Source organism: Bacillus sp. DHT2, assembly GCF_026241455.1.
In the GTDB taxonomy this organism is placed as follows: domain Bacteria; phylum Bacillota; class Bacilli; order Bacillales; family Bacillaceae_G; genus Bacillus_A; species Bacillus_A pseudomycoides.
The window spans coordinates 1-16,842 of sequence record NZ_JAPHWH010000030.1 but is presented as its reverse complement, the minus strand read 5'-3'; the positions used below and the strand labels follow the sequence as shown (position 1 = coordinate 16,842).

The window sequence follows — 16,842 nt, the reverse complement described above, 5'->3', positions numbered from 1 at the left end:
GTTAAAATCAATCAATGGAGATGGCATTCACAAATTGGAACAGGGGATGCAGCTAGTACTGGAATCGTAACAGGATTTGCGTGGTCAACAAAAGGAATGGTTGTCGGAGTTGTTGGAGAATATATGCATATTATTGATATACCAGAGCTTGAAATTACGCCTGTATTTCAAGGGAAAGGTTTTGCATCTAGGTGTGAATTAACAGCGTCATTTCATATTTATTGTTCGATAATAACTGTATTTATGTTACTTATGTTCATGAAGAAACAACGATCTGTTAGCACAGAAAAATCTGTTCAAACATAAGGGGTGACGATTTTGTTGCAAAGATTTTGACACTCCGGTAAACTTTAGAAAAAATGTGATAGGGGAGTATACATGGGCTACTTTAAAGGAAAACAATTCAAACAAGATATTATTTTGGTAGCCGTTGGTTATTACTGTCGTTTTTGTTTAAGTTATCGAGATGTATCTGAGATCCTCAAGGAACGTGGCGTGTCAGTTCATCCCACAACTATCATGCGATGGGTTCATGAATATGGAAATCTCATCTATCGAATCTGGGGTACGGCAACGATTACTTCTTTTTTGAGCCACTCGTCAATTCTTATAGTTTTCGAGGCATTTTACTATACCGAATATGACTTCGGTATAGTTGTTGAATGAAGAATCAGTAATTTTCTTTACCGAACACGTAATTTCTCATTCTAATTTCACTTTACGAATACAAAAAACTATAAAAATGGGATTATAAAGTACATTTTTCTTGAGTGGCTCCAAAAGTAATGAATCGTTGCCGTCCCCCCTTTATAGCTCTTTAAGTAAGTTTTATTAACCAAGATAAGTATTTTAATATCCATTTAACGGCGATCTAAATCACGAATCAAATGTGTACCAATTCTCTTTATCAATAACAAATTTGTTTAAAAAAGAAATATAAGGAGAATAATGTAATGAAAATATTTTTAAGAAGGTGATACATATGAATTGTGAAAATTCGCCTAATTGTCCATGGGCAATTAATGCTAAAGCAGAAGGTGAAATTAATGGGGTTAACTTTAAAATGAACGCATCGGGTTATATTAGAACTAACGGGGTGTACGAAGCTAATTTAAATTTTGATAAATTGCCACCGAAATTTCATCCGAGTGCAATTTCTTCATTCATTGTTAGTATCTGTTGCGGTGCAGGTGCCTCTATGCGGAATAATGGTGTTAATATGAGTACTATGGGTATAAAAAGTTACACAGTAAATCGAAAGCTTAGACTCTTAGGTAGCACAATTATTATTGAAGGGACAGCTGAGCTTACTTTAGAAGCTCTTGTTCTAAATGTTAAAGTTAAAGGAAATGTAGAATTGCCTGATGATCTATCCGGTCATTCCATTTACTTGAAACGTATTGAACCAATTGATGGAAAAAGTAAAATTATAGGTGTTGGTGAGGGTTCACTTTTCAGAACTAACGGTGAAGAAATTTCTGTACAAATAGATACAGAATATACAAATATTTCACCACCATTATCAAATTTAAAACGTGCTATTACTAAACCAGAATTCCGTATTGCGACAGAAGATGGTGAACTTTATGGTTTAACATACCGCACAAGAATTCATTCTATTTTTGATGGAATAAATTCTATGGAAAGTGTTCAAAAGAGATCTTTTCAAAAATAAAGCGGAATACCTCTTAGTGAATAAATAAGCTGAATTTTCATAGTCAATTGCGTAAGGATAAAATTCTCGTTTTAGGGTACTCCAACATATTAGGGGCACTATACATGTCCCTCAAGCTAATATTTTGAAGTACCCACTAAACAAAAGATTTACTTCTATATAGTTAATTATTTATGAGAATTGAGCTCGTTTTTTCGTTTGGGGAAACAACGAAATTCTTAAGTTGATGGGCATGTAGCGGTACCCCTATGAGAAAAATCCTCTATCTAATTCAACATAATCTATTAGTTCTTTATTGTCTAATAAGTAGGTTATATCACTTCGTATCCATAGTCGGATGGAGAGTATTAAGAATGCTGAAGTTGAAGAAACTCTCCAAATTAACTCATACGAACTATGTGAAGTGATAAGTTTATTGAAATTCACCCCAAGAATCTAAGAAAACATACATAAGATATTAAACGTTTCTTGTGCTTTTTAATGTTTTGTCTTACGATATTCAGAAGAAAATTTAGACTACTTCTCAAAAGCAAAAAACGCTATCCTTTTGGTAGATACAAGTAAGAAAGGATGGCGTTTTTTTGCATTTTAAGGAAGTTTAGTTTTGTTAACTTGATAGCGATGTGGTAGGACCCCTTCTTTAAATAATAGTTATACTTTGCAAATGACTAATATCTGAGTCCAATTCAACTAACACTTCATCATGATGAATGTGTACTAAACTCAAACTTCCATTTTGGATTATAGGTGGATCCCAAAAATTTTTAATGTTTTTTCTTTTAAAGTGACACATTATCAATTTTAGAACAACAGTATGTGAAACCACTAAAATATTTTGATTTTCGTGATCTTTTATAATTCGATTTAAAAATGAAAATGCCCGATTTTGTACGTCTTCAAAACTTTCTCCTCTATCAGGATTAGGTCTAAATAGCTCAGGATTCTCCGAAAAATCCTTAAACCGATCTGAATCGTCTCTTTTGATTTCATTGGGCTTTTTACCATCCCAAAATCCTATATCCATTTCATATAAGGCCTTGTCTTTTATTAGTGAGAGTTCCTTATCCCCCATAATTATTTCTGCTGTTTTTACTGCTCTTAAGCTTGGACTGGTATAAATACTATGCAGTTGTTCTTCATTCAGTTTTAATGCAACAGCTTGAGCTTGTTGGATACCTAATGTCGTTAAAGGCGAATCCAACCTAGCCTCCATTCTTCCAGCACGAATCCCTTCAGTTTCCCCATGCCGAACTAAAAATATTCTAACCATTCTCTTGGGTACCTCCTTTATATTAAAATCATATTTCACATCCCCAGTTTTTCAATTTATTTAAGTATCTGGGGATGTGAAAATTTGGACTATCAGGAAACTAACTGCACAAAAAATCTTACGTCTAGTTTCATCCGTTCAGTAGTTAAATGTGTGTTAATAAAAAAATCTGCTATAAAGCGAGTAACAGCAGATAGACCTTCTTGATCAAAAACTACGATCTGCGTCTATAGCTTTATTCCTAAAGCATCTTTATGACATAAAACATATAATTATAATTCAACTAACCTCAGACTGTAGCCGGGGTCCTAATGCCCACCTCATGAAATGCATTTTCTACGACATTTACCGTTTTTTGTGGCAACTTACCTTGACTTGTAAGCGTCTTAGCTGTTTGTAGAATAGCTTTAAATGCGTCTAAAAATGTGGCGTTTGGATGAATAATCTGTTTGTTTTGCCAAGCAGTATACCACAGGAACGCTGCTCGGTCCGTCTCGATTTCTAGCGATACGAGATAAAACGCCTTATTGGGTATACCACTGTATAGGTGTACACCACCATTATCATTTTCTAGAGGAAGTTCTTTGTAATCATTAAAATGTGCAGGTTGCTCATCTAATTGATGGGCCGTTCCAGGCTCTTTCATTGATCGTAATGCCTTGCCTGGAAATGTCGGTCCAACAATCTCATCCCCAATTAACCAATCAGCCGTTGCGGCCTTTTGTCCTTTCACATGTTGCTTGACAGCGCTTCCTATCGCATCTGAGAAGTGTTCATTCAACGCTCCTGATTGGCGTCTATATACTAGATCGTTGGTGAATTGCGTTACTGCATGAGCCATTTCGTGAGCGACTACATCGATACTTCGAGTGAAATTGGTAAATAATTTACCATCACCATCACCAAAAGTCAGTTGTTTTAATTCAGGATGCCAAAATGCGTTATTATAGTTTTTGTCATAGTGCACATTAAATATCAGATTCATACCTTGATTATCCAATGAGTTTCGATCAAGCTTGCTTTTTAAATAATTTAGAGTTTGTCCACTAAAATCATAAGCAAAATTTACGTTTTCATCACTAACTGGGGGTGCTCCTTCCTTACGAATCAATTTTCGCATAAAATCTAGCGTATTTTCGCTATCATAAATCCCTCGTTGAGCTTGAACAGGTGTTAAAGTGGGCGAGGCCTCAACATTTTCATTTTTTATGGCATTTGTTTTTTTTTCTTCAATTTTCTCCATTTGTAAAAGTGTTTTCTTCGCTTCTTCATTTCCCTTTTTCGCTAATTTTTCAAGCAGATATTTTGGTACAAATCCCTCATTATGAAGATGTTTCTTATCCATGTACTTTCCTCCGTCAACAGAATTTATTGAATCAAAGTTACTCAAAAGTAGTATGAAGCAACAGTATTTCTTTATACGTACATTCGCGCTTTTAAAGTTATCCAAAATAAGTTAGTTAGGTGAACTTTTTTATGGCCATCAACTGAATATTTTGAGATTCCACGCGACATCATTTTAAAGGAGTATCGCCACATCGCTATTAACTTAAGAAAAGTAAACACCCCCAAAAACAAAAAAATAAGCTGATTTCTCAAAATAACTAACTGTAGAGAAAGAAAATTTTCATTTAGGGGGTACTTCAAAACCTTAGCTTGATGGACATGGGGTCCCGCCACATCGCCATCAAGCCGTTACAAAGAGATAGGCGCACCATTAATTGAAATTCGGCATACCTCTTCATATATAGGGGGCATTTGGGTGATGGAAATTCCCCTTACACACTCTATTCGTCCTTAAATATCCGTTTTGTGGCACCTAAATAACAGGAATTACTATAAAAACAGACACATAACGCTCTATATTAAATACGTTTGTTGCTACTATTTTTAAAATGCCTTATATATGTGATTGTGCTTTTGCTTTTGCTTTTGCATTATTGACATGTTCCATACACAAAACAAAAAAAGCCATGCAAGCGCATGACTTTTGAAATAATTTTTTGGAATATCCCTAACCTAAGAGATTGCCCCCTGACTACTTCTGTATAAAATATGTCCCAAAAACTTTCCTTTTTGGGACACTACTACTGAAACAAATAATCTGATATGTTTTATATTATTAATCATGTATAAAATAATAAGAAATTTAATAGTTTTCTATTCCTTTTTAGGACCTCTTTTTGTGTTATATAATTGTATCAAGCCTTCCTAAAATAATTTTTCCTCTTTGATAGGATGTGAAATATGAAAAATTATATATCAAGGCAAATATTTTTAGGTGTTAACGATATGGAAGGAAGTGAGATAGATGAAAGTAAATTATTTGAATGAGATGATTGCATTTTTTCAAGAGGTATTATATAGCAATCATGATAAATTTAAAAAGCAGCAACTTCAGGCAACAAATCAATTAAAGTCGTATGTCATTGAGAATCATTTGTTTCATAGCAATACCGAAAATAATCCAGATTTAATTTTTAATTTTTTTAAAGAATTTAATGGATCCTTGAATAAAAGGGAATTTAATATTTTAGCAACTAAAGATGAAAATTTATTTATTAACCATACTTCAGAGGGGGCACTGTATATAGATACCTCAAATAGGAGATTTTGGAAAATTCATTCGGTAGCAAAAGTAGAGTTAAGTGATTATTTTCATACAACCATTACTAAAAGAAAAGGTGTAGATAGAACATGGTTGCCTATACCATTTTTGTTGAATATGAGAAAATTCGGTGAAATGTATGGATTAGGAGTAACTTTTACTGAAAAAATGAAAGAAGATAAATTCGACTTACTATATCTAGAGAATAAAAATAATTTAAATATGGATATAAGAAGATTATATGTTAATGAATTCTTAGAACTAATCCAAAATTCTGATTTAAAAACAACAATGGGTATTGGGAAGATTAGTATATTAGATGCTTCTAGTAATGGAGAAGAGGATTATATTATTGATGATATCACTTATTATGGTAAATTAACTGCTCGTGGTACTTCATTTTCAAAGCATAATTTCCTTCTTGATTCTGTATTGAATAACTATGAAAAGGTTATTAATAATATAGAGAGTACGTATTCATTTAATTATAATGAAGATGATTATATAGTAGAAGGATATCCTTTAGAAATACAATTTAACAGGGAAGATATTGATTTATATACGCTCACTGAGCTCTTATTTTCAGGCAATAAACCATTTAATCTTTGGGGCATTCCACAATGGAAAAATGAAGATTATTGTACAGTATCAGCTGTTGATTTACATAATGGGAACCAAGGTAAAATTATAGATTTTGAGGTCTTTAAAAACAAAATTCGGGTCTATGTTCCAAGAGGGACTTGTGGGAATTCAGTAGCAAGATTATTGACTAATTTACATCAATTTGTGGATGCGACATCAGTAATGAAGGGGGTTCAGGGTAATGAATTCTTCTCAAGCATATAGTGAATTAGATTTGATCAATATTTTATTAACTATGTGTATGCCATTATCTGGACCCGCTCAAAATAATATTTTATTTAAAGAAGGGTATAGAATAATATCTATAGATAGAGATGTACATATAGATGGTGTAACAGTAAAGTATGATATTGTATTATCCAGTTCTAAAAAAGATATTACATTATGCTTTGAATTGAAAGGGTATAAAGTTTCTAACATTGAAAAAGAGCAATTTGATAAATACAAAGGCATATCTGTAGAGGAATTTACGAGATTATCAGGTATATATAGTAAGAATCGGCATGAACATAAGTTACAAACTTTAATAGGAATTAATATGGAAAACATTCCAAAGGTTGAGAGCTTTCAAGTGAAAAAAGGGTATAGTTTTCCTATCTTAGGGTTTGGGTCACAAGAAATCACAGTTCATTTTAAAAAAATAGAAGATGAAGAAGTTGATGAAGCTTTTGTTAATGGATTTCAGATTAAACAAGGGTATTCAAAAGTTATTCATTTTGATAAAGAATCTACAGATTTAGATATAGCACATAGAATGATTGCCTATATCTTTTCTTTGGCAAAAAGAAATCAACTTTCTTTTACTGTCGACCAAGCTGTAGAAGAAACTTATTGTACGGCAAAAAGTTTATATAAAATTATTGGTCCTGATGTGAAAAAGGCGGTAAGATCAAGAATGATGAAACTTTTAAAGAAGCTTTCTCTCGAAGAATTTAAAGAATATATAGAATGGGATACAAAAGAACGTACTTGGTTAATACATAAGGTTGGACCCGATTCTCATCATCAAACAAATATAGCATTTAGAAAAGCCTCGCTGAAATTTCTAGAACGCTTAAAATCCAATGCCCCATTTAACAAGGAAGAAAAAGTGCCGCCAGGACAAATGTCATTGGATATGTTTGATGAATTATTCATGGAAGAGAACATTTTTGAGTAAGCTATACAATAATGTGAATAGCTTTTTATATCCTTAGCAAAAAAAATATGCCCTTTCAAAAATAATACACTCGAAAAAGGGCATATTTTTTTATTAGTTTAGATTTTCAAATTTAATATTTTTCCGATGTATTGATAAAGTGTTCATTTTATATAATATTAGCAGTATCTTGTCTAAAGACTTACTATTCTACATTAATACCTAATTTTTCAATTATTCTCTTTAAAGTTTCTTGTTTTAAAACAATTTCACTTATAATCCCATTTTTAATACTTTCAATTTCAGTAATAACATTTTCAATATGTGCGTCTATATGCTCTGCTGATCCATCACCAACATTACCATCATCATCGGTTTCAAGGAATCCATAATTAATAGTTATTCTACCCTCTTCAATTTTTTGGTTCTCCTTAAAGATTGATAAATAGACGGAGTCCGTTCCACCATCGTGTGGAATTAAATAACCATATGTATCAATTTTATACTGAACACCATTAAAATCTTGAATGGTAGCTAAAGTAGCATTCAATTCAAAATAGTCCTGGTATTTAAACATATCGTCTATGACAATTTCCTCGTTTTTAAAGCATAGTCTGTGAATAAGTGAAAAAATCTCATTTACAAGATCATATTTATCATTACATCCCTCTATATTTATTTCTAATAAGGGTCTTTGCTGATTGAAATGGGATATTAATTCTAAAATTTCTTCAAACCCTCTACTATCCAATTCTTCTTCTAAAAGGGAATAAATATCTGAATAAGTCTCATATTCAGATAGAAACATTCCTTGGAATTCTTCAAGTTCATTAACTAAATCATGAATTTCATTTAATTCAGCTATGTTTTCTTCATAATTTGCTGATAACGAAGTTAGTCCAGCTCCTTCTCTGATCCTATCAGTTTCACTATCTATGCAATCTTGAAGTACGTATTCTTTTAGCCATTCTTCTTCTGCTTTTAATTCCTCGATTAGTTCAGCGTGCTCTGACTCTGTTTTAAAATCATCTAATAGTGTTTTGGTAAAAAGTATTCTGTAATGAATCCGATCATCTATTTTTTTTGATTTCAAGCTTAACTTAATATCCTTATGTAATTGACTTTTATTCTCTTTTTCAGAAAAATCTTCGGTATTTCTTGATATAAAATATATTAGGTCATCATCATTAAGAGATATTAAATCTTGAATATTAATTAATGTTTCGATGATGATTGAATCTGCCATTGAATCCTTATCTTTTCCGTAGTGAAAGGGGCGTAGCTTATGAATTTGACGTTGAGTAGCTTTAAAAACTAACTCTTCTGTCTCATTAATAATTAATGTATGAGTATGTTCAAACAGTCCATTGAACAAAGCCATTGCATTTTCCTTATATGTATTTTCATTTTGTTTAAATCCATCGGTTATGTCATTAATACCATTCTTTACTGGTTTAAGTTTTTCATTAAAGTGTTCTATCTCCTCAATATGGTTTATCCAATATAGGGCATTGACCTTGCTTTTAATTTCTTTGATAACGCGACCTATCTTATCGATTTCATTATTTAGGTGTCTAAACACTTCTGTTTTTACAATATTAGGAATAATCAATTGAATCTCACCATGATTCAATAGCTTCATCAAGTGATTGTATGACTCGGGTTTATGAGATTGGTCTCTAGCTACTAGCATATCAATATAAATGTTTGTATCAAGCATTAAATATTTCATGTAAAGTTCCTCCAATAGCATATAGGATATAGTTGTATTATTTATAGTCTAACAGTTAGATATGCAAAATTCATAATTATATAACTTGGAATTTCAATTATAATATGAGTAATTTAAAATTAATCATATTATCTTTTTAAATTAATTTTTATTAAATAGAAAATTAATAATAACCATAGAAAATAGGTAGTTTTCTATAGTTATTATGTAATTACTATCAATAACAATTCGAATTTAATTTTAAAACGATATACAGTTTAAATTCATTTGCGTAAACGAATCCAGAGCTGTACTATTTTATAAATAGAAAACAGGAACCCGTTATGGATTCCTGTTTTCTGCTTTACAACCCTTTTTTGATTAGTGAGGATAATAGATTGATTTACACTAAACTCATTATACATCTAAATATTCTGAATTACAATTAAATACCAGGGAATTTTTTCTAGATTATTAGTGATACATCCTAAAAGGTACACCTTTACAAACAGGTGTTTTTTTAAGGAATAAATGTGAGCCTAAAGGTATCTATATTTTAGGAACGTTCTAAAATTCGGATTTTGACATTTAGGAACACTCTTTTTATCTTAGTTTATACCGTCCCAAAAGGTGTACCTTTTGAAACGCGTAGAAAAAGGAACCCGTTATGGATTCCTTTTTGTTTTGTAATGCTTTTATGAAACAGCTCACTTTCTTAAAAAGTATTTTTCAACTTGTTTAAAATATGGAATTAATTCTTGAAATTGATTTGAAGACTGTAATTTTTCTTTTATCAATAAAGAAAAAATCTCACATGAAATTAAAATTATATAAGTTTAGCTTAATGGGCATGGCGTACCGCCCACATTTTAACGATTTTATAAGCCAAGAGATTCTGATTTAAATGATGCGTTCTGAGACACTATTCTTCTTCTAAAATAGAGTAATAATATTCATCCCACCATTCATTACCATGTGGTATACACTTCCTGAAATAGCCTTCTCTTCTCATTCCAATCTTCTCCATCACTCGATATGATGGGGTATTCTGTGGCTGACATGTAGCTATAATTCTATGTAATTTCATTTCCTTAAACCCATATTTCAATGTAGCTTGTGCTGCTTCGGAAGCATATCCTTTATTGAAATATTTAGGATTGAACACCCAACCAATCTCATAAGTATGTTCACCAAAATATTTATGAAAAACAATATGACCAATTAGGATATTGTCATCTATTAATACCACAGGAAAGTTCTTAGCATTTTCACCAATGTTTTCATTCACAAAGTTTCTTGTATCTTCTTCAGTAAAAACCCCTTCGGGTATGTATTTCATAACATTGATATCTGATGTATACTCATGGACAGCTTGCCAATCTTTGAACTCAAATTTTCGTATCAATAATCGTTCTGTCTTTACAAACATTTACTTTTCCCCCTCAAAAAATCGTAACTTTATTTCAAATCCACATTTAACCCCAAAAACAAAAAGAACTTGTAGGAATCACTACAAGTTCTTTTTAAGGTAAGGTGACAAAAAAGGTAACACAAACTATCTTAACAGACACAATAGGGAAACTACTTAATGACTGATGTGACAATTTCATTATATAACAAATATTAACATTTGAAGATTTCAATTTTGAATATTTTGTGAATTAAGAAAATGGAACGATTTATTGAGTTTGTATTCCTAAAAAATCCATTTGTTTATTTTGTACAAAACGCTTTAAATCAACATCGATATCATAATAAATTAGTAAAAATATAGTTATAGGTAAATAGAGAAGAATGTCTCATTATTACCTAACATACTATATTTATATTCATGTTTAATAAATTATAATAATATGAATTTCATGTTACAACCGACTATAATTCTTAAAAACATGTAAAGCACTGACATTCTGGCCATGTATTTTTGAAAAGGTTTGGAATTGTATATTTTTTACAAAAACAAGATATAATTATTATTGAAGAGCAATTTGTAAGTCCCATTGAAATATGTGGTAAATTTACATGGGATATGAAATGCATATTCGAAAAGAGATAATGCACTAAAAAGTGTTCTTATCTCTTTTTTTACTTATATGATGAAGAAATCAATTGTGGAAAAATTAAACAAACATTTTTTTAAAACATTTTGGCTATGAGGTATTATATTTTCAATTGTCCACTTTGTTCAATTTCACGTTTATTATATAAAATTTATATAACAAAGAAAAAAGCACCCGTTTTGGATGCTAACATGAAGGTTTGTTAGATATGAAAAAATTCATAAACTAAATACAAATAATAAAAGTATATGCTCACTACCGCTTACTGTATTATGTTAAATCTTCGGATGAAATTAATGAGTGAATCCACCGTCAAGCCTAAATATCTACGTTTATCTCCCAATTATAAAGTAAATTTCCCACCATGATAACAATAGTAAGTTTCTGCTTTAAGGTTTTTAATCTTTCTTAAAGATTGTTGCGCTTTCTCAACATTTAAACAAAAGTGTGGATTAGCAATGATTAATTCATGATCCTCATTAACAGCTGCATCACCTGTAATTACACTTTTTAAACTTTGAAAATACAATGAAATATGTCCTGAAGTATGCCCTGGTGTTGCTACTACTCTACATTTGTTATCTAAAATCAAATCACCATCATGTACCTTTTCATCAATCGAGACATGCTTCAAATTCTTTAATTGTTGTGTAAACCATTTACCAAATTTGATTTCTTTGCTTGACATATTTTCTAGCATTTCTTCAGCTTGAACCAATCTCTCTGACTTCATTTCACCACTAATGTATTTCGATTCACTTTCACTAGCAATAATGTTAATCCAAGGATACTTCTCTTTGAAATCATATAGGGAACCTATATGATCATCATCATAGTGAGTAATGATTATATTTTTTATATTCTTCGCTTCATATCCATTTTTAAAAATTTCATTTTCAATTAAAGGTAAGAAATTTGTATAACCTGTATCAACCAGAGTTAGTTCATCATTCAATATAATTAAGCTAGGATAAATGTAATTTTTTTGTTTATTAAATTCAAATTCAATTGGTAGCTCTATTATCTTCATTTTTCTTCCTCCATACGGTATGTTTGTGAAACCTTTGATAACCGAATATTCTATACACTTATTGTACATGATATGAAAAAAGACGTTATAAATGTAGATTTGAAATAAAGTTTGATCAACCATCCTCTCACCGATCTATATTTTAATATAGTAATTTTGAAATTAGGGAGGATATAATGCCGTATATATGGCCTTTAGGTTGGGAGCACATTAATTTCTTAGGAGAATATAAGTTTGAAGGAGTTCATTCAACAAGTTTACATTGCTTACGTTCCGTAAATATTAAAAGGCCAATTTACTCTTAACGGGGTAAGATTCGGCTCTTTTTTATCCAAATTTGCTTAGCGTGTTTTTCTTCCGAAATGCTGGCATTACCCCATGCCCATCAAGCTAAGATTTTAAAGTACCCCCTAAATGGAAATTTTGTGTTTTTATAGTACCGAAGTTTATTTTTATCGTTTTGGGGAACAACAGATTTTTTAACTTGATAGCAATGGGGTCCCATCCACATTTTAACGAAAATATACGCTAAGCAAATTCGACATGAAAAAACGTTGATTTTACTACTCTAAGCGGTATCACCAATCTCAAAAACATAGGTATTTGAGACAAATGTACTTCAATGTAGAAGGTACTGAAAAGAGCCTAAACAGTGTCTCAAAACTCATCTTTAAATCAAAATCTCAATTCAAATCGTGTTATTGAGTTTTGAGAATCCCTTAGCGTATAAAAACGTTAAAATGTGCGTGCTACCCCAAATAAAAAAATCCCTCAGATAAGCTGAGAGAACTCTTAAAATTTACATTATTTTTCTTTATTTGTTAGGTGATTAGATTTTTTAATAAGTTCTATTAATTCTTTTTCATAGTTAGTTTTATGTTTTAAATATTGAAGAAATCGAAGACTTACTAACACTAAGAGAAAATATAAAATGAACTTAGATATAAACCCCATAATTGGTAAAAGGATAGGTGTATAAAAGAAAAGTAAATTCCAAGGCATTACTATTAACAAAGATAATAATAAAGCTAACCATATATGATTTTTATTCAAGTATTTCCACCCTTTCGTGATGAGTACCTCTCATTACAAATTTTTCTAATACCAATTATTATTATATGTTCGACTTGGCTTCATATAGCCCTCCTGTATTTTTTATTATCCTCTTGTTTTTGGGTGTGAGTGCAATGGCTAGGGTGAAGCCAGGAACTATCCCCTTATAAAAATAAACATAATAATATCAAAAAACCGCTCAGTTCGTCTGAGAGATTAAATTTTTTAAATACTCCAATGTAAACTTTTAAATATTAGTTTACTTTCAAATCCCCTTAATCATTGAATTTATACTAATTCCTTTGGTATCATCAAAATTAACAGGAAAAGTATACATTCAAAACACTGTAAATAAAGAGATGATAGAATTACTGAACAACAAATAAGACGCTAAGCCGATCATAGCAGCGCCTACGATAATTGCTATTGGTTTAATCATTATGCTAAATATTTTTTCCTTCTTCAAGGCATGCTAACTTTTCCAACAGATCATAATAACTACCATAAGCATCTATCGTTCCTTTACTTGCTCCTACTGTCAAAGCACCTTTAGGGTCTTGCTCTATCCACTTCCTGCTAGCTTCATCCATAATATATCCAAGCTGATGTGTATTGTTAGCAATAAATCGTTGTATTTCGTCCATCATTCATCGCCCTTCCTATTTCAATATCCGTTTTATCTAGTAAAAAGAGCACCCATTTCCGTGAGCGCCCTTTAAAGGATTATGAGAATCCCCATTAACGAAAGTTAAGGTTACTAAAGTTAATAAGGTACAAGCAGTATATGCTTGTCCTATTCAAATAGTTCATAAAAAGAGAGCATCCACATCAGTAGATGCCCAAATTTGTAGGAGTTTTCAATGAGTATTGACTAGGGCCTTAGAGAGGTTGTCCCACACTACAAATATATGCTTGTCCATCTCAAAAGGTGAAAAACAAAAAGACACCTTATACAGGTGCCTTTTCGAAAACGTAGGGGTAACGCTAAAACACAGCAATGTCATGAAGTTAATATCATTTTATGTTCGATATTCTCTAATATGCATAATGTTCATTATCAGTAGTCAACGATGTAGCGGTACCCCTATATGCTCATATTTTACAATTGTTATGAAAAATAAATACCCTAAATAGCGCTTCTTTTTATTTAGGGTAGTAACCAGCGGGAATAAAGAAATCTTTCTTTACTAATCTATGCTTAAAAATTTTAAAGCATAATTATATGATATTATGAAAAAGAACATTCCCTTACAAGAGGAATGTTCTTTTTTGCGATTCATTCATACAACAACTCGAATCCTATTTTCTTCCAAATGTGGAAATTCATACTATCATATTTTCCCTCTGTTCAAAAGAACGATACCCTCATACTATGTTTTTTATGGTTATTTTTGGTACCCGTTATTTTTTCTAGAAAACAAAGAAACTTACAAAATCATGTCATCACTACATCCTCTTTTAAGTGGAAACTAATGTGATATAACCGAGAGTGTCCAAACACATTCTATTATTTTTTATAAGATATATCATATAAGGAGGTGTATTCTCTTATGGTATCCGCATGTATTTATCAAGATGGAGATGCTTACTTTTTAATTGTTAAATTCAACGATAAAATCATTTTTAGAGTTTCTCTATCACCAGAATTTTATTCATTACTAGTATTCTTAGGATTTCCAATATGTAGTTAATAGTTATCTATCAACCAACTAACCAATACTAATTGATAATTTTAAACAAACAAATAGGACAAGCTAACAGATCAAAAAAAGCGAAGAAAACAAATTCTGTCATATCTTCGCTTTTTTATTTCGAGTCGCTTACAAATAGGGGTTCCGCTCACATTTTAACGAAAACATACGTTAAGCAATTTTCGACGTGAAAATAAGTGAGGTTAACATAATGCCACTTATCAGAAGTTAATCTATCTAGAAAAAACCCCTTCAATTTACTTGCTGAAGGGGTTTCGTATTTACATAATTGTCGTTAGCGGAAGTCATTTTAAATATTTTCTAATTTTTTTCTTCCTTTTTTTAGAAGCTTAAAACTTAATCTATTCACGTATTCTTCATTTTTTACCAATAACAAATACGAATCAAGTATTATTAAGGTGCGAAGCAAAATATAGGCACCACAAGTAATTAAACCTACACAAAATGGATAATAAGGTATTAAAACTCCTGAAACAATACCTTTTTTCTCAAATAAAAAAGGTAATCCACCTGCTACAATTAAACAAACTCCGACTATTATTAAAACAGTATATTTTTTTCTATTATGGCTATATCTGATCGACAATTTTTTTAGATAGTTTTGATCAAATAGCAAAGCTTCTTTGTTGAGTATTTTATATTGATGATCTTCTATAGATATTGCAGTTGCAAGTATTCCAATCCCCATCGTAGCAATTAGAATGATAAGAAATGTATAAATAGCTGTATTTTGAAAAACTAAATAGGGTACAGTGGATAAAATAAGTAGGCTAATGCCCAAAGCAACATATTTAGATATCTTACGCTGATCTAATAAATAACCTTCTGCCATTTCTTTACTTACATAATATCCTTTTTCATCTTCTTTGTTTTGTTTCACCGTATCTTTTAACAAATAATCAATAGATACTTCGAAAATATTTCCGATCATGAGGAGTTTTTCAGTTTCGGGAAAACCTTGATTATTTTCCCATTTACTAATTGCTTGTCTTGTAGTATTTAATTTTTCAGCTAAAGCTTCTTGAGAAAGCCCTTTTTCTTTTCTTAATTTAAAAAGTTTTTCACCAAATTTCATAGTATGTGAACTCCTTTCTTTTGATAACTGAATTATCTCAAACCAAAAAATGTTTTTCTATATTATTACAAATGAATTTTGTCAACTTACGGTTGCAGTGATGTTATGTAATGCGTTTTGTGTAAAATTCAACTGTATACAATATTCATGATCGGTTAACATAACGCATCATTATCGGTAGCAATGAAAAAGGCGGATCCCTACTTTTACAAGGAATCCGCCTTTTTCATTTTCTATGACTCTATTCATTTTTTTATACATCCCTATCCTAACATGGGTTTTAGGGTTCTCGTTTGTTAATGGATTAGCCGAAAAACTGTATAAAATCTTGTATGCTCTTAGCATGGTTTTTTTCCGAAATGCTGGCGGTACCCCATCGCTATCAAGCTAAGCTTATGCAAAATCAATTTCAGGCGAGATTGTTTCTTTTTTCTAAAGGGAAAGTGTAGATGATTGAAAGATTTGCATACGAAATAAACCCTAACGGGTTTCACTTTTTTGAATTAAGCGGCTTGATTATCAGACATGGTACAATTGTAAACGACACCTAATATATCAAAGACTGTTTTCTTCTCATATCGATGAGATTTTCTCCCGTTTTGCTGTAGGAGATTGAACAGGCGAAGTAACACCTTTGATAGCTCTTGGGTGTTTTTTTGTATAGTTTGGAATAGAAGAAGAAAATAGTCTTTAATCATATATATGGCTTTATACTCACTAAGCTCTCGTTTTTTCTTTATAAGGAGCAATTGGCGCATTTGAAACATGATAGAAGAACAGAGTAGAATGGCAATCAATTGACCATATAAATGGCACTCCAATCGTTCTGGTTTTATCTTTTTACAATGATGGATTTGAAAGAATGACT

The 16,842-nt window shown here is 31.1% G+C and carries 11 protein-coding genes and 2 pseudogenes; 5 read left to right on the top strand and 8 right to left on the bottom strand.

The annotated features are described in order from the left end of the window. The 3 genes and pseudogenes from ORL93_RS29740 to ORL93_RS29730 form a co-directional block, all read left to right on the top strand. A partial coding sequence (locus ORL93_RS29740) for a DUF2953 domain-containing protein (RefSeq protein ID WP_265960246.1) occupies positions 1-306 on the top strand: 306 nt, incomplete at its 5' end. A gap of 72 nt (positions 307-378) precedes the next feature. Then, a pseudogene (locus ORL93_RS29735) lies at positions 379-564 on the top strand (IS6 family transposase); the annotation flags it as partial. 418 nt (positions 565-982) lie between these two features. After that, positions 983-1,675: an LSm family protein gene (locus ORL93_RS29730; protein ID WP_265960245.1), complete on the top strand. Its 693-nt coding sequence runs from the start codon at positions 983-985 to the stop codon at positions 1,673-1,675. 640 nt (positions 1,676-2,315) lie between these two features. Here ORL93_RS29730 and ORL93_RS29725 read toward each other — a convergent pair. Next, positions 2,316-2,945, bottom strand: a complete 630-nt coding sequence (locus ORL93_RS29725; protein WP_265960244.1) for a histidine phosphatase family protein — start codon at positions 2,943-2,945, stop codon at positions 2,316-2,318. Positions 2,946-3,234: 289 nt separating this feature from the next. Beyond that, a complete protein-coding gene (locus tag ORL93_RS29720; RefSeq protein WP_265960243.1) occupies positions 3,235-4,290 on the bottom strand; it encodes a M4 family metallopeptidase in 1,056 nt (351 codons plus the stop codon). Between the two features lie 966 nt (positions 4,291-5,256). Here ORL93_RS29720 and ORL93_RS29715 point away from each other — a divergent pair. Then, entirely contained in the window at positions 5,257-6,399 is a 1,143-nt protein-coding gene (locus ORL93_RS29715) for a hypothetical protein (protein WP_265960242.1), read from the top strand. After that, positions 6,377-7,354 (top strand): hypothetical protein, encoded by a 978-nt coding sequence (locus tag ORL93_RS29710; protein ID WP_265960241.1) that lies wholly within the window; start codon positions 6,377-6,379, stop codon positions 7,352-7,354. Before ORL93_RS29715 ends, ORL93_RS29710 begins: the two co-directional genes overlap by 23 nt. A 184-nt stretch (positions 7,355-7,538) precedes the next feature. On the opposite strand, the gene ORL93_RS29705 is transcribed toward ORL93_RS29710, so the two are convergent. The 6 genes and pseudogenes from ORL93_RS29705 to ORL93_RS29680 form a co-directional block, all read right to left on the bottom strand. Beyond that, positions 7,539-9,065, bottom strand: a complete 1,527-nt coding sequence (locus ORL93_RS29705; RefSeq protein WP_265960240.1) for a PIN domain-containing protein — start codon at positions 9,063-9,065, stop codon at positions 7,539-7,541. Positions 9,066-9,966: 901 nt separating this feature from the next. Continuing rightward, positions 9,967-10,473, bottom strand: coding sequence for a GNAT family N-acetyltransferase (locus tag ORL93_RS29700; RefSeq protein WP_006097033.1), 507 nt, complete (start codon positions 10,471-10,473; stop codon positions 9,967-9,969). 974 nt (positions 10,474-11,447) lie between these two features. Continuing rightward, positions 11,448-12,134: an MBL fold metallo-hydrolase gene (locus tag ORL93_RS29695; RefSeq protein WP_098019509.1), complete on the bottom strand. Its 687-nt coding sequence runs from the start codon at positions 12,132-12,134 to the stop codon at positions 11,448-11,450. A 1,496-nt stretch (positions 12,135-13,630) separates the two neighbouring features. Further along, entirely contained in the window at positions 13,631-13,831 is a 201-nt protein-coding gene (locus ORL93_RS29690) for a hypothetical protein (protein ID WP_240517036.1), read from the bottom strand. 1,357 nt (positions 13,832-15,188) lie between these two features. After that, the gene (locus ORL93_RS29685; RefSeq protein WP_265960239.1) at positions 15,189-15,974 is read right to left on the bottom strand and encodes a helix-turn-helix domain-containing protein; all 786 of its coding nucleotides are present in this window, start codon (positions 15,972-15,974) and stop codon (positions 15,189-15,191) included. A gap of 503 nt (positions 15,975-16,477) precedes the next feature. After that, positions 16,478-16,842: pseudogene (locus tag ORL93_RS29680) on the bottom strand (IS4 family transposase); the annotation flags it as partial.

Excerpts from the sequence above, each read along its gene's own strand:
- ORL93_RS29705 (WP_265960240.1), bottom strand. The coding sequence starts at position 9,065 with ATGAAATATTTAATGCTTGATACAAACATTTATATTGATATGCTAGTA.
- ORL93_RS29685 (WP_265960239.1), bottom strand. The coding sequence starts at position 15,974 with ATGAAATTTGGTGAAAAACTTTTTAAATTAAGAAAAGAAAAAGGGCTT.
- ORL93_RS29690 (WP_240517036.1), bottom strand. The coding sequence starts at position 13,831 with ATGGACGAAATACAACGATTTATTGCTAACAATACACATCAGCTTGGA.
- ORL93_RS29695 (WP_098019509.1), bottom strand. The coding sequence starts at position 12,134 with ATGAAGATAATAGAGCTACCAATTGAATTTGAATTTAATAAACAAAAA.
- ORL93_RS29720 (WP_265960243.1), bottom strand. The coding sequence starts at position 4,290 with ATGGATAAGAAACATCTTCATAATGAGGGATTTGTACCAAAATATCTG.
- ORL93_RS29710 (WP_265960241.1), top strand. The coding sequence starts at position 6,377 with ATGAATTCTTCTCAAGCATATAGTGAATTAGATTTGATCAATATTTTA.
- ORL93_RS29725 (WP_265960244.1), bottom strand. The coding sequence starts at position 2,945 with ATGGTTAGAATATTTTTAGTTCGGCATGGGGAAACTGAAGGGATTCGT.
- ORL93_RS29700 (WP_006097033.1), bottom strand. The coding sequence starts at position 10,473 with ATGTTTGTAAAGACAGAACGATTATTGATACGAAAATTTGAGTTCAAA.
- ORL93_RS29730 (WP_265960245.1), top strand. The coding sequence starts at position 983 with ATGAATTGTGAAAATTCGCCTAATTGTCCATGGGCAATTAATGCTAAA.
- ORL93_RS29715 (WP_265960242.1), top strand. The coding sequence starts at position 5,257 with ATGAAAGTAAATTATTTGAATGAGATGATTGCATTTTTTCAAGAGGTA.